This window comes from Myxococcota bacterium, from assembly GCA_039030075.1.
In the GTDB taxonomy this organism is placed as follows: Bacteria; Myxococcota_A; UBA9160; order UBA9160; family SMWR01; genus JAHEJV01.
On the sequence record JBCCEW010000011.1, the window covers coordinates 1 to 16,732 of the forward strand.

General features: G+C 69.3%; 19 protein-coding genes. 16 read left to right on the forward strand and 3 right to left on the reverse strand.

The features are described 5' to 3' along the window. Nucleotides 1-142: 142 nt before the first annotated feature. A complete protein-coding gene (locus AAF430_13055; protein ID MEM7411157.1) occupies nt 143-1,588 on the reverse strand; it encodes a hypothetical protein in 1,446 nt (481 codons plus the stop codon). A gap of 472 nt (nt 1,589-2,060) precedes the next feature. Between AAF430_13055 and AAF430_13060 the strand changes: the two genes are divergently transcribed. Next, nucleotides 2,061-3,488 (forward strand): sigma-54 dependent transcriptional regulator, encoded by a 1,428-nt coding sequence (locus tag AAF430_13060; GenBank protein ID MEM7411158.1) that lies wholly within the window; start codon nt 2,061-2,063, stop codon nt 3,486-3,488. 11 nt (nt 3,489-3,499) lie between these two features. Here the strand turns inward: AAF430_13060 and rpmB are convergent, their stop codons facing one another. Beyond that, on the reverse strand, nt 3,500-3,805 hold the full coding sequence (gene rpmB / locus AAF430_13065; protein ID MEM7411159.1) for a 50S ribosomal protein L28: 306 nt from the start codon (nt 3,803-3,805) through the stop codon (nt 3,500-3,502). 323 nt (nt 3,806-4,128) lie between these two features. On the opposite strand from rpmB, the gene AAF430_13070 reads away from it, so the two are divergent. From AAF430_13070 to AAF430_13130, 13 genes are all read left to right on the forward strand, one after another. Then, entirely contained in the window at nt 4,129-4,371 is a 243-nt protein-coding gene (locus tag AAF430_13070) for a hypothetical protein (GenBank protein MEM7411160.1), read from the forward strand. 117 nt (nt 4,372-4,488) lie between these two features. Next, the gene (locus AAF430_13075; GenBank protein ID MEM7411161.1) at nt 4,489-5,622 is read left to right on the forward strand and encodes a DNA repair exonuclease; all 1,134 of its coding nucleotides are present in this window, start codon (nt 4,489-4,491) and stop codon (nt 5,620-5,622) included. Continuing rightward, entirely contained in the window at nt 5,619-8,243 is a 2,625-nt protein-coding gene (locus tag AAF430_13080; protein ID MEM7411162.1) for an AAA family ATPase, read from the forward strand. The genes AAF430_13075 and AAF430_13080 overlap by 4 nt, the downstream gene beginning before the upstream one ends. A 5-nt stretch (nt 8,244-8,248) precedes the next feature. Continuing rightward, nucleotides 8,249-9,616, forward strand: a complete 1,368-nt coding sequence (locus AAF430_13085; protein ID MEM7411163.1) for an MATE family efflux transporter — start codon at nt 8,249-8,251, stop codon at nt 9,614-9,616. 27 nt (nt 9,617-9,643) lie between these two features. Then, entirely contained in the window at nt 9,644-10,405 is a 762-nt protein-coding gene (locus AAF430_13090) for a histidine phosphatase family protein (protein ID MEM7411164.1), read from the forward strand. A 46-nt stretch (nt 10,406-10,451) separates the two neighbouring features. Further along, nucleotides 10,452-11,483, forward strand: a complete 1,032-nt coding sequence (ychF, locus tag AAF430_13095; protein MEM7411165.1) for a redox-regulated ATPase YchF — start codon at nt 10,452-10,454, stop codon at nt 11,481-11,483. 32 nt (nt 11,484-11,515) lie between these two features. Then, complete coding sequence (locus AAF430_13100; protein ID MEM7411166.1) at nt 11,516-11,848, forward strand: hypothetical protein; 333 nt, start codon at nt 11,516-11,518, stop codon at nt 11,846-11,848. A 62-nt stretch (nt 11,849-11,910) separates the two neighbouring features. Continuing rightward, nucleotides 11,911-12,216, forward strand: a complete 306-nt coding sequence (locus AAF430_13105; GenBank protein ID MEM7411167.1) for an antibiotic biosynthesis monooxygenase — start codon at nt 11,911-11,913, stop codon at nt 12,214-12,216. Beyond that, entirely contained in the window at nt 12,213-12,695 is a 483-nt protein-coding gene (locus tag AAF430_13110; GenBank protein ID MEM7411168.1) for a metallophosphoesterase family protein, read from the forward strand. Before AAF430_13105 ends, AAF430_13110 begins: the two co-directional genes overlap by 4 nt. Nucleotides 12,696-12,747: 52 nt before the next feature. Next, nucleotides 12,748-13,131 (forward strand): hypothetical protein, encoded by a 384-nt coding sequence (locus tag AAF430_13115; protein ID MEM7411169.1) that lies wholly within the window; start codon nt 12,748-12,750, stop codon nt 13,129-13,131. A 34-nt stretch (nt 13,132-13,165) separates the two neighbouring features. Next, nucleotides 13,166-13,858, forward strand: coding sequence for a DsbA family protein (locus AAF430_13120; protein MEM7411170.1), 693 nt, complete (start codon nt 13,166-13,168; stop codon nt 13,856-13,858). After that, a complete protein-coding gene (locus tag AAF430_13125; protein MEM7411171.1) occupies nt 13,855-14,499 on the forward strand; it encodes a DsbA family protein in 645 nt (214 codons plus the stop codon). The genes AAF430_13120 and AAF430_13125 overlap by 4 nt, the downstream gene beginning before the upstream one ends. Before the next feature lie 2 nt (nt 14,500-14,501). Further along, on the forward strand, nt 14,502-14,936 hold the full coding sequence (locus AAF430_13130; GenBank protein ID MEM7411172.1) for a hypothetical protein: 435 nt from the start codon (nt 14,502-14,504) through the stop codon (nt 14,934-14,936). Here AAF430_13130 and AAF430_13135 read toward each other — a convergent pair. Beyond that, nucleotides 14,933-15,358, reverse strand: a complete 426-nt coding sequence (locus tag AAF430_13135; protein ID MEM7411173.1) for a GFA family protein — start codon at nt 15,356-15,358, stop codon at nt 14,933-14,935. The genes AAF430_13130 and AAF430_13135 overlap by 4 nt on opposite strands. A gap of 128 nt (nt 15,359-15,486) precedes the next feature. Here AAF430_13135 and AAF430_13140 point away from each other — a divergent pair, with 128 nt between their 5' ends. After that, nucleotides 15,487-15,891, forward strand: a complete 405-nt coding sequence (locus AAF430_13140; protein MEM7411174.1) for a hypothetical protein — start codon at nt 15,487-15,489, stop codon at nt 15,889-15,891. Continuing rightward, nucleotides 15,888-16,595 (forward strand): hypothetical protein, encoded by a 708-nt coding sequence (locus tag AAF430_13145; protein MEM7411175.1) that lies wholly within the window; start codon nt 15,888-15,890, stop codon nt 16,593-16,595. The genes AAF430_13140 and AAF430_13145 overlap by 4 nt, the downstream gene beginning before the upstream one ends. Nucleotides 16,596-16,732: the final 137 nt, after the last annotated feature.

Here is a 16,732-nt window from a genome sequence, read left to right on the forward strand (position 1 = left end):
CCCCCCCCCCCCCCCCGGCCCCGCCCCGCCCCGCCCCCGGCCGGTGCGTCTCCATCGCTCTGCTTCGCGCGGGGCCCCCACCCTCCACCACCCCTGGGCGGGCGGCGGGCGCCCCCCCCCCCCCCCCCACGACCAAGGGTCTTTAGAACGAGTTGTCCACCGAGGCCGTGATGTTCACGGACTGCTGGGTACCCGCGTTCGCACCGGAGTTCACCGTAGCCTGGGTGATACCGGTGTTGTTCGACAGCGCTCCGCCCGTCACGCGAGCCGAGTTGTCCACGGTGCCCTTGCCAAGGGACGCATTCAGCACCTTGTTGTTGGACACTTCGTTGTGCAGGTCGGTCATCGACACGATCGCGTCGGCGCCAGCCGCGATGCCGTGATCGTCAGCGATCACGGCGCTCACCGTCTGACCGGCGATCGAGTCGTCGCCGCTGGCCTTGATCTCCACCGAGTTGTCGGTGGCATCGTGGCCGGCCGCGATGTTCTCGTGACCGTCGGCGTCGACTTCCATCGAGTTGTCGGTGGCGTCGCCCGTGCCCGAAGCCACGGAGTCATCGCCATCGGCGTCGACTTCCTGCTCCATGGAGTTGTCGGTCGCGTCGCCGTTGGCCGCCGCAATGCTGCCCTTGCTGGCGTCAGCCTGGGCGGAGTTGTCGGTGGCATCGCCGTTGGCGGCCGCAATCGCGCCCTTCTCGGCGTCGGCCTCGGCCGAGTTGTCGGTGGCGTCGCCCGTGCCCGAAGCCACGGAGTCATCGCCGTCGGCGTCGACTTCCTGGTACTGCGAGTTGTCGGTGGCGTCGCCGGTACCCGAAGCGATCGAGTAGTCGCCGTCCGCGTCGACTTCCTGCTCCATGGAGTTGTCGGTCGCATCACCATTACCCGCAGCGACGGACTCGTCCTTGGCGGCGGCCGCGGTGGCGGTGGCCGTCTTGGTGTCGTTGTCCTCGTAGACCGAGTTGTCTGTCTTCGTGACGGTGTTGGTCTTCGTGTCGTTGTCTTCGTAGACCGAGTTGTCCGTCTTCGTGACCGTCTTGGTCTTCGTGTCGTTGTCTTCGTACACCGAGTTGTCTTCGTAGGACTTCGTGTCGTTGTCCTCGTAAGTCTTGGTGTCGTTGTCTTCCTTGGTGATCGTGACGGTATTGGTCTTCGTATCGTTGTCTTCGTAGACCGAGTTGTCTTCGTACGTCTTGGTGTCGTTGTCCTCGTAGACCGAGTTGTCGGTCTTCGTGGCCGTCACCGTGTTGGTCTTCGTGTCGTTGTCTTCGTAAGTCTTGGTGTCGTTGTCCTCGTAGACCGAGTTATCGGTCTTCGTGGCCGTCACCGTGTTGGTCTTCGTGTCGTTGTCTTCGTAGACCGAGTTGTCGTCCTTGGTCAGCGTCACCGTCTTGGTGTCGTCGTCCGAGTACGTCGAGTTGTCGGTCTTCGTGTACGTCTCAGTGTTCGTGGCATCGTTGCCGGCTGCGACCGAGCCCTTTTCGGCCTCGACCTTGCCGGCTGCATCGCGCTCTTCCGCCGCGGCGCCCGTCGCAACGAGGGCCGCCAGGGGGGCGGTCAACAACGCGAGCCAGATCCTCTCGAGCTGCATGTGCTTTTCCTCCGCATGGTTCAGAAAATGGAATCCGCACTACGCAGACTCCCGTCCTGGCGCTCTGGACTGCACGGTGCGTGCCAGACCCGACGGAAGATTCCGAAGGCACTGAAACTGAAGAGGAATCTCGAAACTCACGAACACCTCGGGGAAGCCCAGCACCGCAACGTGTACGGGAAGCCGTACAGCTGGGCGGGTTTGGTGCGGTTGGGGTGTACGGGAACCCTTACACCTGGGGGAGCTCGGACCAACCGGCAAGTAGGGAGCCCAAGTGGCTGCAATGTAGAACGCTTTTGGATCTGACCCGTGCGCTCGGCCGAGACGCCGATTTCCCGTGACCGCCGCGCAACCGGGGGAAACTCACCAGTTCACGAAGGTGTGTATCCACACGCCGAACGACAGGAGAGAACGCGAAACACCGGGCTGCTGAGACGCGAAAGCGGATGTTCTGAACGGGAGGCCACGAAGGTTGGCTGAAGCGGTGTTAGCTGGGCTGGACGGTGAATACGAAGAGGGCTCCTTTCTCTGGATCGGAGTCGAGCCCTCTCTTGCGCGAGAGCTCCGCGGACTCCTGCCGGCGGGGGCCCGGGTCGAAACCCATGCGGCGGCGGGCAGTCCTCGCGCGAACGGGCGCGAGCCGGCTGACACCCCGCATCACGACGCCATCCTTCTCGACGCCACCGTGTTCCCGCGCCGTGAACGCGAACGGCGGGTGAACGAAGTCCTCGGCGAGATCTACCGCGCGGACCCCCGCACCCAGCTCGTCGCGCTCGTGCCCGGCGACGACCCGGACGCCCTCCTGGCTTCCGTGCGCGCGGGCGTCCGCGACGTCCTCGCACCGGGCTCCGATCCCACCGAGATCTCCGCGGCGCTCCAGAGCGCCGCGCGGATGCGTCGACTCCTGGAACTCCGCGAGGGCCCCTTACCCAGAACCGAGCGACTCGAGACCCTCGGGCAGATGATCGGCTCGAGCGCGGAGATGCGACAATGCTTCTCCCTGGTCCGCCGGGTCGCGTCGAGTGAGGTCCCGGTGCTGATCACCGGCGAGAGCGGCACCGGGAAGGAGCTCGCAGCGCGCGCCATTCATGAGAGTGGCGATCGCGCCTCGGGGCCGTTCGTGCCGATCAACTGCGCCGCCATTCCGGAGCCGCTCCTCGAGGCCGAACTCTTCGGGCACGAACGCGGCGCGTTCACGGGCGCGGGCCAATCGCGCCCGGGGCACGTCGAGGCGGCCGACGGGGGAACCCTCTTCCTGGACGAGATCGGGGAGCTCGCTCCCTCGCTCCAGGCAAAGCTGTTGCGCTTCCTCGAAGATCACACGGTCGTGCGTGTCGGCGGCCGCCGGGGTATCCCGATCGACGTCCGGATCGTGGCCGCGACGAACCGCGATCTGGCGCAGGAGGTCACCGAAGGCGCCTTCCGTCAGGACCTCTACTACCGGCTCGCGGTCTTTCAGCTTTCCATGCCGGCCCTCCGCGAGCGCCCGGGCGATACCATCCCGCTCGCCCGTATGTTCCTCGAACGCTACGGAGACGGTCGCCCGAGCCAGGCCCTGCGCCTCACGCCGGACGCGGAAGAGGCGCTGCGCAACGCGCCGTGGCCTGGCAATGTCCGCGAGCTGATCAACCGCGTGCGCCGCGCGATCGTGGTGGTGGATGGGCCGACGATCGGGGCCGAGGAACTCGGGCTGAGCGAGTGGGTGCCCGAACTTCCCGCGCGCCCCCAACCTCTACGCGAAGCGCGGCAACAGGCCGAAGCCGAGTGCATCCAGCGCGCACTCGAACACCACGAAGGCAACAAGTCGGGAGCCGCGCGAAGCCTCGGGGTCAGTCGCACCCAGCTGTACGAACTGATGCACCGACACGGACTCGGAACGCTCTGGAGCGCGCGGGCGTAGCCCGGACCGTACTAGGCGCGGAGGCTCTGGGGCAGACCGCCGAGCGCCTTGTGAACACGGCGCTTCAGCCGCTGGCCTTCGGGCGCGAGCTTCGCAATGTCGGTCTTCACCAGGAAGGGGTCGATGCCGCCGTACTTCTGCACGGTGCGGAGCGCGCGCGTCGTCACGCGCAGCGGCACCGGGCGCTTCAGCGCATCCGAGTAGAACGTGACGTTCTGGAGGTTCGGATCGAAGCGGCGGTTCGTCTTGCGATTCGAGTGCGAGACGTTGTGGCCGAACTGGGGTTTGGTGCCGAGCAGATCGCAGCGACGCGCCATGGCGGTCTTCCTGTGCGCGCGGGGATGGACCGCGCGGGGTCGAGATGGAGCCCGGGCGTGGGCCCGAGGCGAACCGGGTAGGTAGCGAGGGCGCCGAGGCCGGTCAAGCCGTCCGCCCCCTCGGGGCCACTCCGTCATCGCGGCAGGCGCCGCCCGGGTATCTACCCGAAATACTGCATGAATTCCGCTGCGGTGCAGCCGTCCAACTGCGGTCGGAAGGCCCGTGGGCCCCGCTCCCGCGCCCAGAGCCGGCACGCCGCTTGCTCTCCCAGGAGGCGCGCCCCCCGAGAACCCTGTCCCAACCCTGGAAAGGAGGCTGGAACATGACCGTCTACGACGACTTCGATTCCCCCGCCGTGCGTCCCCCGAACCCCGGGATCGCTGCGGTCCTGTCCGTGCTGCTACCGGGCCTCGGGCAGGTCTACACCGGACGCCTGACCGCTGGCGGCGCCTGGTTCCTCGGAACCCTGTTCTGCTACTGGGCCGTGCTGCTCCCCGGATTCCTGGCCCACGCCGTCTGCATCTGGTCGGCGTATCGGGGCGCCAAAGAATGGCGCGGTTACTGATCCCGCCCCCTCGCCGACGACTGCTGACGCGGCCCCCCCTCTGATTGTCCCCTCCGCGTTCGCGCGGGTCGTCTAGAATCGGGGCGAGCTCCGAACGGAGCTCGGGGGACAGAGAGGGTGATTCGCTTCCTGCACTCGGGCGATTGGCAGCTCGGGATGACGCGGAGCGTGCTCGACGACGAAGCGCATGCGCGGTACGTCGAAGCGCGTTTCTCGTCCATCCGTCGCCTCGGCGCCCTTGCCGAAGATGCGCGCTGCGAGTTCGTGGTCGTGGCCGGGGACGTCTTCGAGTCGAACCGGGTCGATCGCAAGACCGTCGCCCGCGCGCTCGACGCCCTGCACGGTGTCCCGGTCCCGGTCTACCTGCTCCCGGGCAACCACGACCCCCTCGACGCGGCATCCCTGTTCCAGAGCGATCGCTTTCGCGACGCGGCTCCGCCCCACGTGCACGTCCTCGACGACACCGAGCCGCGCCCGGTCGCACCGGGGGTCGAACTGGTCGGCGCTCCCTGGCGCAGCAGGCGTCCCGAAGCCAACCCGGCCCTCGCTGCCGTGGAGGGTCTCGGGCCGCCCGGACCGATCCGCATCCTCGTCGCGCACGGTGGGGCCGACCTCCTCACCCCGGACCGCCGCGACGCCTCGATGCTTCCCGTGGCCCCGCTCGAGTCCGCCCTCGAAGACCGACGCATTCGCTACGTCGCCCTCGGCGACCGCCATTCCACGACCTGCGTCGGTAAGAGCGGTCGGATCTTCTACGCCGGCACGCCCGAGCCCACGGATTTCAACGAGCGAGACCCGGGCCGGGCGCTGGTCGTCGAACTCGATCACGAGCACATCCAGGTCACGCCGCAGCGGGTCGGGACGTGGCAGTTCGTCCAGTGGGATCCGTTCCTCCTGGAGGAAGCCGAAGACGTCACCGAGCTGAGTCGGCGCCTCGCCGACACTGAAGCGAAGGAGCGCAGCGTTCTGCGACTCGAGCTGCGGGGCCGCATCGATCTGCGTGCAGCCGCCGAGCTCGACGGGCGACTCGAAGCGGCGCGCGATCTCTTCGCCGGCCTCGACGTGCGCGACGCCGAGCTGGAGCGCGTAGGAACGAACGAGGACTTCGACCAGGTGGCGCTCGGTGGTTTCGCCGCCGAGGCGGTCGAAGCGCTTCGCGAAGAGTCCGCGCTTCCCGGCGAGGCCGGACGCGCCGCGAGAGACGCCCTCGCGCTGTGCCTGCGGCTCGCGTCCGAAGGAGCGGGCGCGTGAAGCTGCTCCGGCTCCGACTCCGCCACTACCGGGGCACCGAGGCGCGCGAGATCGCGCTCGCGCCCGACGGTGTCACGCTCATCGTCGGACCGAACGAGATCGGGAAGTCCAGCCTCTTCGAAGCCCTGGACCTCCTCTTCGACGAACTCGACAACACGACGAAGCAGCGGGTGCGGGACGTGAAGCCCGTCGACCGGGATGCCGCGACGGAGATCGAAGCCGAGCTCCGCGTCGGTAGCGCGCACCTGACCTACCAGAAGCGCTTCCACCGTAAACCGGCGACCGAGCTGCGCCTCCACGCACCGCGCGTCGGAACGTGGACTGGGCGTGAGGCCCACGAGAAAGCGCTCGCGCTGCTCGGGGAACACGTCGACCTTTCACTCTGGCGGGCGCTCCGGATCCTGCAGCAGACGCCGCTGGCGCCGCCGAACCTGGCCGATGCACCGAGCCTGACCCAAGCGCTCGATCGCGTCGCCGGCGGTTCCGGGGAAGGCGAGCGCGAGGGGACCCTCTTCGACGCAGCCGAGGCGCACTACGGCGAGTACTTCACGCCAACGGGTCGCGACCGCAAGGCGGCGCGCACGCTCGAGAGCGGCTGGGAAGACGCGCGTCGGGAATCCGAAGCGGCCCGGCAAGCCCTCGAAGCGCTGGAGGCGGACGTCGCCGAGGAAGCGCGTTTGCGTGACGCCGTCGCGACGGTGGAAACCGGACTCGCAGAATCGAAGAATGCACTCGCGGCACTAGAGGCAGAACTCGAGACAATCGGGGAGCTGCGCAACTCGCTCGCGCAACGACAGGGGGAGCTCGACACGGCCCTCGCGGTCGAGCGTGAATCCATCCAAGCCGCGCGTCAGCGTGGACAGCTCGTGTCGGCCCAGACTGGCGCCGCGGCGGAAGTCGAGAGCCTCGCCGAGGCACTCGAGAGCGAGGAGCCGGCCCATATCGCAGCGGGCGCCGAACTGCGCCACGTCGAGGAGAACCTCGCAGCGGCGCGCGAAGCCCGGGACCAGGCCCACTCGGTGGCCGAGTGGGCGCAGCGCGACGCTCGCTTCCGGCGCGGCGAACGCACGCTCCGTGAACTGCAAGCGCGCACCGAACGCGTGGCCCGAGAGGAGCGTGAAGTGGAGCGCGCACGCGCGCTCCTCGCGGGCCCCGAGATCACACCCGCGCAGCTGCAAGCGATCCAGGAGGCGCAGGTGGTCGTCGATGCCGCGCGGGCACGACTCGCGGCCGAGGGGCCCATGGTGACACTCCAACCCGAAGCCGCGCTGGAGGTGTCCGTCGATGGGGAGCGTCGGCGCATCGGCCCGGGGGAGCCGCTCGAAGCGCGCGTTTCCGAGGCACTGACCCTCCACGTCCCCGGCGTCGGCGACCTCTGGGTCGTCGCGGGCGCCGCGGTCGCCGAACGCCGCAAGAGTCTCGAGGAGGCCGAGACGCGCCTGCGCGGGTTGTGCATGGAAGCCGACGTCGACGATCACGCCGGGGCCGTCGCAGCGGTCACCGCACGCAAGGCCGCCCGCGAGGAGCTCTCTCGCAGCGAAGCGCGCCTTGCCGAGGCCCTCGGCAAGACCGATGCAGCCGCGCTCGAAGAGCGCGTCGCCAAGCTGGCGCGCGATTGCGATCGGTACCGCGAAGTGCGCGACGCCACCACTCCTCTCCCCGCCGATCTCGAGAGCGCGGAACGCGCGACGGAAGCGACTGCGCGCGAGGCAGAGCGGGCACGCGCGTCGACGGAAGAACTCGATCGGCGCCATGCCGACGCATCGCGGCGCTTCGCCCACTACGAGCAACACCGCAGTGAAACCCGCACGCGCCTCGAGCTCGCCGAGCGCAACCGCTCGGACCTCACGCTGCGCCTCGAGGAAGCCCGTAGCCAGGAAGGCGACGAGGTCCTCGAAACGAATCGAGACGCGGCGTCGGAGCGGGTCCGCGAGCTCGACGCACGCGTTCAGGAGGCGCGCCGGGCCCTGACGGAACGCGAGCCGGATGCCATCGAGAGCCGGGCACACGAGCGACGCGATGCCCGGGACGCCCTGGCTCGGGAACTGCGCGAGCTGCAGGACGGGTGGGTCCGTGTCGGTGAGCGACTCGAGATCGCGGGCAACGAGGGCCGCTTCGAACGCTTGCAGGAGGCAGAGCGAAACCGGGCGAGCGCCGAGCGCGCGCTCGACCGCTACCGGCGCCGGGCAAGCGCGGCGGCGCGTCTCTTCACCGCGTTGCGGGATGCACGCGAAGCCCAGCGAAGGCACTACGCAGCCCCCCTGGCCGACACCATCGCGGCGATGGGGCGTCCGCTCTACGGGACCGACTTCGGGGTCGAGCTCGACGAGGAACTCGCCGTTGCGCGTCGCATCGCAGGGGGCACGGCGCTCGCGCCGCGTCAACTCTCCACGGGCGCCCAGGAGCAGCTCTCGCTCCTCACCCGTCTCGCTGCCGCGAAGCTGGCGGGCGATGTCCCCCTTTGGCTCGACGACGCCCTTGGGCACACCGACCCGCAGCGTCTGGCTGCCCTGGGCCCACTGATCGCCGCGGCCGGCAAAGCCCATCAGGTGCTGGTGCTGACCTGCGACCCGGAGCGGTTCCGAAGCGTGACCGGGGCGCGCATCGTGGCTCTCGACTGAGACCGTTGGAGCGAGCGCTTCCCGAGGAAGCCGCGCGTTTCGAAGCGCACCCCACGCGCACGTTCGTGGCGCTTGGACTCCCGGTGATGGCGTCACTGGTCGCCGAGCCCGTCACCGGACTGGTGGACACGGCCTTCGTCGCGCGCCTCGGTACCGTGCCGCTGACCGCGCTCGGCGTCGGCACGATCGCGCTCTCCAGCGTCCTGTGGGCCTTCAACTTCCTCGGCACCGGAACCCAGACCGAAGTGGCGATCGCCCTGGGCGAGGACCGCGCAGACCAGGCCAGTGAGATCGGCTTCGTCGCGATCGTGCTCGGTGCGTTGATCGGTCTCGCGTTCGCGGGGATCGGAGGCGTGGGACTGCCGTGGATCGTGGCGGTGCTCGGCGCGAGCGGAGACGTCGCCGTGACGGCCGAGCTCTACCTCGGCATCCGCTTGATCGGGGCACCCGCCATCCTCGTGATGATGGCCAGCGCCGGAGCGCTGCGGGGGCTGCATGCGATGCGCACCGTCCTCGCCATTGCGGTCGGAAGCAACGCGCTGAACCTGCTGCTCGATCTGGTCTTGATCTTCGGTTGGGGACCGATTCCGGCGCTGGGTGTCGCCGGTGCCGCGTGGGCCTCGGTGGCGAGCCAATGGGCGGGTGCCGCAGTGTCGATCGCGCTTCTCGCGCGGCGGGTCGGCTGGCCCGCGTACATCGATCTGCGGCGCGCGGGCGAGTTGCTCGTGGTCGGCCGGGATCTCTTCCTGCGCACGGCCTTGCTGGTGGCGTTCCTGCTCGTCGCGACGCGAGAAGCCACCCGCCTCGGCGACGAGGCCGGCGCCGCGCATCAAGTGATTCGCCAGGTATGGATGACCACGGCGCTCTTCCTCGATGCCTTCGCCGCGGTCGCCCAGAGTCTCGTGGGGACCAGCCGCGGCGCCGGGCGCAACGACCTGGCGCTCCACGCCGCGCGCTTCGCCGTCGGCGCTTCCCTCGTGTTCGGTGTCGCCCTCGCGCTGGCGATGCTCGCGACGACGGACCTCGTTCGCGCGGGCTGGGTGCCGGACGCGGCGGTCGCGGCATTCGCCGGGGCGTGGTGGGTGGCCGCGATCGCCCAACCGCTGAACGCGCTTTCCTTTGCCACGGACGGGGTTCACTGGGGGACCCGCGACTACCGCTACCTCCGCAACGGAATGGCGCTCGCGTTCGTCGCCGGCGTCGCCGTCTGGGGCGCCGCGGTCGCACGCGGCGATGCGGAGCTCTCCGATATCTGGTGGGCGACCACCGCCTGGATGACCGTGCGCGCGGCGATCGGCATCGCTCGTTTGCACCCGGGCTGGCGCAGCGCGCCGCTCGCGACGGCCTCGGCGTCGACGCGCGCAAGCCGCTAGTCTCGCCGCGCTCTGGGGGGTGGCGCGGTGAGCCAACACGCACAGTCGAAGCCGGGCAGCACGGCCAACCGAGAGGCCCGCGTGCGCACCGAAGCGCGCGCGGAGGTGACGCTGCTGCGTCACGGCGAACCCGACTGGACGCCGAACGGCACCTCGGTCCCCGACCCGGGGCTGACCGCCTACGGCCATGCCCAGGCCGAGGCCGCCGCCCGTTGGCTCGCCCCCTACGGTGTCGATGCCATCTACGTGAGTCCCTACCAACGCTCGCAGCAGACGGCCGCGCCGCTCGCGAGCGCTGTCGGCGTAGAGCCCCACACCCTGCCGGACCTCCGCGAGGTCGGCGTCAACGTCGACGGACTGACTCAGGAGGACGTCGACCGCTACTTCGTCGAAGCGTCCCAGCGGCCGCTGCAGGAGCACTGGGAAGGCTGGCCGGATGCGGAGTCGTTTCGAGACTTCCACGAACGGGTCACGGGAGCAGTCGACGCCCTGCTGGCCGAACAGGGTTGGACACCGCGACGCGACGACCAACACGACTTCACCCAATGGGATCTCGACGGAGAGCCGCGACACATCGTGGTCGTCGCTCACGGCGGGACGAACTCGGTGGCCCTGACCCACCTGCTCGACGTCCGCCCAGTGCCCTGGGAGTGGCTGCGCTTCGAGAGTGAACTGGCGGCGTTCTCGCGGGTCCAGGCGCGCCCGCTCGGGCCGAGGGGCTACGTTTGGTCGCTGCAAGATTTCGGCGAGGTGGGTCACCTCGTCGAAGCCGGCCTGCGCGAGGCCTGAACCGCCGCAGCGGGCCCGATTCGCCCGATGCACGGAGATCGATTCGATGAAGATTGGGCTGGTCGGATATCCCGGCAGTGGCAAGAGCACCGTATTCGGCGCCCTCACCGGGATGGAGGTCGAGACCGGCTACGGGTCGGGGAAGGCGAACCTCGGTGTCGTCAAGGTGCCCGATGCGCGGGTCGACGCGTTGGCCGGGATCTATTCGCCGAAGAAGACCACCTATGCCGAGATCACCTTCAACGATCTCGGCGGCGGCCACGCCGAAGGCCTCGACCGCGCCGCCCTGAATGCCATGCGGAACGTGGACGCGCTCTGTCAGGTGATCCGGGCGTTCCCGGACCCCACCGGCGAGGCGGGGAACCCGCTCGAGGAGCTGACCGGCCTCGAGACCGAGACGCTGCTCGCCGACCTCGAGATCGTCGAGCAACGCGTGGCGAGGCTGCGTAAGGACCGCAGCAACCCGCGGGAGCTCGCGCTGCTCGAACAGATCCAGGAAGCGCTGGAAAACGAACAGCCCGTACGCGCCCTCGGCCTCGACGAGGAGGCGCTGAAGTCGCTCTCGGGCTACGCATTCCTCACCGCGAAGCCCCTGCTCCTCGTGCTGAACGTGGCCGAGGAGGCGGTGGCGGAAGCCGCGCCCGACGAGCTGCGCGACGCGGCGTCGACTCGCGGGCTGGGCCTGGTCGTCCTGTCGGCCCAGGTCGAAGCCGAGATCGCCCAGCTCGAGGCCGACGAACAGCGCGATTTCCTCGAGAGCCTCGGACTCGAAGAGCCCGCGGTGAACCGCTTCATCCGCTCGGCCTTCGAGTTGATCGATCTGATCAGCATGCTCACCGCGGGCCCGGACGAGTGCCGCGCCTGGCCGATCCCGCGCGGCACGGCCGCTCCGCGTGCCGCGGGCAAGATCCACAGCGACATCGAACGCGGCTTCATCCGCGCCGAGGTCATCCCCCACGAAGCGCTCCTCGAACATGGCAGCGAAGCGAAGTGCAAGGAAGCCGGCGTGCTGCGCGTCGAGGGGAAGGACTACATCATCCAGGACGGTGACGTCGTGAACTTCCGGTTCAACGTGTGAAACGCGCAAGGACGACCCTCGCTCTCCTTGCCGTGGGCGCGATCGCGCCCCCCGCGCTTGGCGGCCCGGCGGACGTCGTGGCAGCCGAGGCCGAGTGCAACGCTCAACGCGTCTGCACCTTCCGGGTAGGCGTCCGACACGCCGACGCAGGCTGGGACCACTACGCGGATCGCTGGCAGGTGCTCGCCCCCGATGGCACGGTTCTCGCGACCCGCATCCTGCACCACCCGCACGTGGAAGAGCAGCCCTTCACCCGCTCCTTGCGCGACGTCGAGATCCCGACCGGGCTCACGGAGGTTCGGGTGCGCGCGCACGATTCGGTACACGGCTTCGGCGGCGCAGAGCAGGCGGTTCCGATCCCGTAGGCTCGGCTCTCTGTCTCCCACACGGCTCCGGTCTCGCGCAACCGGAACGCTACGCTTGCCGCGTGGTCCTGGAAGTCGCCATCCTTCAAGTCATCGCAGGCCGCGGGGACGCGTTCCAACGGGCCTTCGAAGAGGCCCAGACCATCATCGCGTCGATGCCGGGCTACCAACGCCACGAGCTCCGACGCTGCCTCGAAACCGCGGACCGCTACCTGCTGCTGGTCTGGTGGGACGATCTCGAGAGCCACACGGTCGGGTTTCGCGGATCTCCCGAATACCAGCGCTGGAAGGCGCTGCTCCACGACTTCTACGATCCGTTCCCGGAAGTCGAACACTACGTGCCGGTCTTCACGGGCGACCGACCATGACCACCCGGATCGGTGTCATCTCGGACACCCACGGACTGGTTCGACCCGAGGCGCTCGACGCGCTCGCGGGTGTCGAGCGCATCCTGCATGCCGGCGACATCGGCGGACCGGACGTGCTCTCCCAGCTCGAGAGCGTCGCGCCGGTCGTCGCGGTGCGCGGGAACAACGACCGCGGCGCGTGGGCCGATGCACTGCCGCTCACCGAGGTCGTCGAAGTGGAAGCCTGCCTGCTCTATCTGCTGCACGAGCGCGAGCACCTCGACCTGGACCCGGTCGCGGCCGAGTTCCATGCCGTCATCACGGGCCACTCACACAAGCCTGGTTCGGAAGAGAAGAATGGGGTCTTGTACCTGAACCCCGGCAGCGCGGGGCCGCGCCGCTTTCGCCTGCCGATCACCCTGGCGCGTCTCGAGATCTCGAACGCCCGGATCCACCCCGAGTGGGTCGAGCTGGTGGGCCCGCCCGAGCCGGTTGGATAGCCTCTCTCGAGCGGGCGGGTGCCGCCCCCGACCGAGCCCCTCGGAGCCTGCCATGAAGCCTTCCATCCACGCCGCCTCGGTCGCGACCGAGCTCCGCTGGCTCGTCGCCGCGCTGCTCTTCGGCCTGGCGATCCCCGCGAGCGCCGACGACGTCTCGAACCTCGAAGACGAGCTCGAGGGCGAATTCGCCGGCGTGACGGTCTTCGCCGTAGGCAGCCGCTCCGTCGCCGTCGTGGGGAAGCAACACGACGCTTCTCTCGAGAAGCTCGCCCGCGATTGCGAACTCGCCAACGCGATCATCCAGGAATGGGTGCCGGACCGGTCCGCGACCGTCGTGTGGAAGCAGGGACGCCGCCCCGACTACCGTTGCAAGCCGGTCACGCCCACCGCGAAACGCCCCTCGCTCGAAACGCTGCGCGAAGCCGTCAAGCAATAGGAGCCCACGGAGCGCACTGCGCACCGCCGTCCGCATGCCCAACGCCTTCTCGGAGCTTCGCGGATCTGCGCCCCTCGCGGTCTACATCGACCTCAAGAGCCCCTACGCCTACCTCGCGATCGCGCCCACCCGAGCCATGGCCGCTCGCGTCGGTGTCGCCATCGACTGGCGCCCGTTCACCCTCGATATTCCCAGCTATCTCGGCTCGGCGAAGCTCGACCGCAAGGGCAAGGTCGAGAAGAGCAACCGCAGCGCCGAACAGTGGAGCGGCGTGAAGTACGCCTACAAGGACGCCCGTCGCTACGCGAGCCTGACCGGGCTGACGGTACGCGGCACGGTCAAGATCTGGGACTCGAGCCTGGCCGGCATCGCGATGCTCTTCGCGAAGCGACAAGGGCCCGAGAGCTTCGACCGCTTCCTGAACACCGCCTACCCACCGTTCTGGAACCGCGAGCTCGACATCGAGGACGTGTCGGTTCTCGCCGAGACGCTCCGACGCGCCGATCTCGACGCTGCGGGCTTCGAGGAGTTCGCCAAGGGTCCCGGCCGCGCCGAGCACGACGCGATCAACGAGCGCGCCTTCGACGCCGGCGTCTTCGGGGTGCCGACGTACCTCGTCGAGGACGAAGCGTGGTTCGGACGCGAGCACCTGCCACGCGTCGCCTGGCTGCTGAGCGGGCGTGAAGGCCCGGCTCCCGTCGTCGCCAACCTCCGGTTCGAAGCATGACCCTTTCCGCCGCTCTCGAGAGCGCGCCGCTCACCGTCCTGCTCGACGTGCGCCACCCCCAGGCCTATCTCGCCCTGGGTCCCACCCTCGAGCTCGCCGCCGCGACCCACCTCACACCGAACTGGCTCCCGATCGCCGCGCAGACCCTGCGCGCGCCGGGGAACGCGGCGCCCACCGACGATCGCGGCGCGCGGCACCGGCGGTATCGGGCCGAGGCGATCGCGCGCGAGATCGAGACCTATGCCGAGGCCCAGGAGCTCGAAATCCGGGGCTACTACCGCGACGGCGCACCCGAGGGCGCGCATCTCGCTTGGCTCTGGGTGCGTCACCACTACCCGGAGCGACTCGTGGAGTTTCTCCAGGCCGTGTTTCGCGGCTACTGGAAACAGGAACTCGAGATCGCGTCGCCGTCCCAGCTCGCCCCCGTTCTCGACGAGCTCGGCCTCCCCTCGGCCGCCTTCCTCGACTGGGTGGCAGGCGAAGGCGCGGATGCACTGCGGCAGCTCGGCGAAGAGCTCCGCGGGCACGGGTTGCAGCAGGTGCCGATGTTCGTGGTGGAAGACGAGGTGTTCTGGGGACGACAGCATCTTCCGATGATCCGTTGGATCCTCGAAGGGCGTCGCGGCCCCGGCCCGATCTAGCCATGCGTCGCACCCTCGTGCGCGGTGCACTCGGACTCGTCGTGGCGCTGCTCGGGTTCGCGGGGTTCACGCTGTGGGCTCTCGAGAGCGGGGCCGTGGTGGTGGTCGAGACCCGCGACGGCGAGGGCGCCACCCGCGAGACGCGGGTCTGGTTCGTCGAGCGCGACGACGGTCTCTGGATCGAGGCGGGAACTCCCGAGAACCCGTGGTTCGTCGACGTGCTGCGCGAACCGTCGCTCACGCTGAGGGGCGACAAGGTCGCCGGCCGCTACCGCGCGCTTCCCCAACCCAACCCGGAAGGGCACCGACGCATCCGCGCCTGGCTACGCGAGAAGTATGGGATCCGCGACGCGTGGGTAGCGTTCGTCTTCGACACGGAGCGTTCGATCGCCGTGCGCCTGGAGCCCCTCCCGGGCGCGGACGCGCCCCCGAGCTAGAGCCGCTGGTTCGCCGGGGGCCTGCCCGGAAAGGCCTGCATGGTGTCCGACTCCGCGAGCCAGTCGGGAACGTCGTCGGTGAAGATCCTGCGGAACGGACGCACCTCGGGCTCGTCGTCCAGCACGCCGGCCAATACCATCATCCACTTCGTGTCGCCCAGACGGACGGGCATGGGAGATCCGCACACCCGGCAGAAGGACCGCAGCATCGCGGGCGGCTCCCGCAACAGCGGCGCCTCGTAGTGGGTCAGCAGATCCTCGCCACGCACCCAGGAGAACGCTTCGCGATCCACGGCGAACTCGGGCGCCAGGACCGAACCCGTGAGTTTCTGACAGCGACGCGCGTGGCAGAACTGGATCGGCGTCGCGCCACCTTCGAAGCGAAACGCCACGCCACCACACAGACAACTGCCCGTCGTCATGTCCGCCTCCTGCGCTGACGCCGCGCGCGGCGTGGTTCGCGAGGAAGGTAGCGGGCGTCCGGGACGGCGAGTCCCTGGGCTACCGTGAGGACTTGTCGGAAGCAGCCGCTGATCGAAGTTTCGCCCCCGTGATGCGGGGATGGGCCTGGCTCGACCTCGTCGTGACGGCGGCGTTCGCGGTCCCGCCGGTGGCGATGGGCTTCATCGCACTGCTCTTCGCCGTGGATCGCGCGCTGGGCGGGAGTGCTGAACCGCTCCCGTATGACGCGACCCAACGGTTCTTCGTCTCCCTCGCCGGCACCCTGGGCGTGCTGTGGGCGTGGGCGCGGATCCGTTTCCCGATGGCGCGTCTCGGCTGGGCGGACGTCTTCGGGCGCTGCTGGGTCGCTCTGCTCCTCGTGTATTTCTGGCGATTCGAAGGAGGCCCGAACGCCTTGGCCCTCTTCGTCGCGACCGAGCTCGCCGGGGCGGCCCATCAGGCATGGGTCCTCCCGCGTCCCCCGAACAGCAGCCCAGAGAGAGAGCCATCGTGACCTCCGTTTCGACCTTCTCGATCGCCCGCCGCTTCTGTGGCCCTCCCGACTCGGGAAACGGCGGCTACGTCGCAGGCACCCTCGCGGCCGCCCTGGGAGGCAACGCGAAGGTGCGCCTCCACGCACCGCCGCCCCTCGAACGCGAGCTCCGAATCGAGTGCGACGACCGTGAAGCGAAGCTTCTCGACGACGACCAGCTGCTCGCCAGCGGTGTCGCAGACCTGGATCCGATCGAGGTGCCACCGGCTCTTTCGGCCGAGGCCGCCGAGCGCGCCGCCGCGCGCTCCCGGGTGTTCGAAGAGCACGTCTTCCCCACCTGCTTCGTGTGCGGGCCCGATCGCGCCGAAGGAGACGGACTGCGCATCTTCGCCGGCCCCCACGATCCGCAAGCACGCATCGTCGCGGCTCCCTGGACCCCGGACGCGTCGCTCTGCGACGGGAGCGGTCGCGTGCGGACCGAGTTCCTCTGGGCGGCCCTCGACTGTCCCGGCGCGTTCTCCTTTCCCCAACCGCCCACGCCGGTGCTGTTGGGGGAGCTCGCGGTCCAGGTGGACGCCCCGGTCGCGGGCGGCGAAACCTGCGTTCTGGTTGCGCATGAGGTCGAGCACCGCGGGCGCAAGCATCGAACCGCTACCGGCCTCTACGGCCAGAGTGGCGAGCTACGCGCGCGCAGCCTGGCCACTTGGATCGAGCTCAGCGCCTAGGCCCGCGCAGGTGTGACAACACTGCGTGTCACCGAAGGCGTAGTCCCACCACCGGAAAAATACCGAGGCCTGCAGCGCCTCGGAAACCCAGTGGCGACGACCTCGCACGGAGGCGGCAACGCGTGCGCGTCGGCGCT

What these genes read in the sequence shown, in the direction of transcription:
- AAF430_13055 (MEM7411157.1), bottom strand. Translation starts at nt 1,588, where the DNA reads ATGCAGCTCGAGAGGATCTGGCTCGCGTTGTTGACCGCCCCCCTGGCG.
- rpmB (MEM7411159.1), bottom strand. Translation starts at nt 3,805, where the DNA reads ATGGCGCGTCGCTGCGATCTGCTCGGCACCAAACCCCAGTTCGGCCAC.
- AAF430_13070 (MEM7411160.1), top strand. Translation starts at nt 4,129, where the DNA reads ATGACCGTCTACGACGACTTCGATTCCCCCGCCGTGCGTCCCCCGAAC.
- ychF (MEM7411165.1), top strand. Translation starts at nt 10,452, where the DNA reads ATGAAGATTGGGCTGGTCGGATATCCCGGCAGTGGCAAGAGCACCGTA.
- AAF430_13110 (MEM7411168.1), top strand. Translation starts at nt 12,213, where the DNA reads ATGACCACCCGGATCGGTGTCATCTCGGACACCCACGGACTGGTTCGA.
- AAF430_13115 (MEM7411169.1), top strand. Translation starts at nt 12,748, where the DNA reads ATGAAGCCTTCCATCCACGCCGCCTCGGTCGCGACCGAGCTCCGCTGG.
- AAF430_13120 (MEM7411170.1), top strand. Translation starts at nt 13,166, where the DNA reads ATGCCCAACGCCTTCTCGGAGCTTCGCGGATCTGCGCCCCTCGCGGTC.
- AAF430_13125 (MEM7411171.1), top strand. Translation starts at nt 13,855, where the DNA reads ATGACCCTTTCCGCCGCTCTCGAGAGCGCGCCGCTCACCGTCCTGCTC.
- AAF430_13130 (MEM7411172.1), top strand. Translation starts at nt 14,502, where the DNA reads ATGCGTCGCACCCTCGTGCGCGGTGCACTCGGACTCGTCGTGGCGCTG.
- AAF430_13135 (MEM7411173.1), bottom strand. Translation starts at nt 15,358, where the DNA reads ATGACGACGGGCAGTTGTCTGTGTGGTGGCGTGGCGTTTCGCTTCGAA.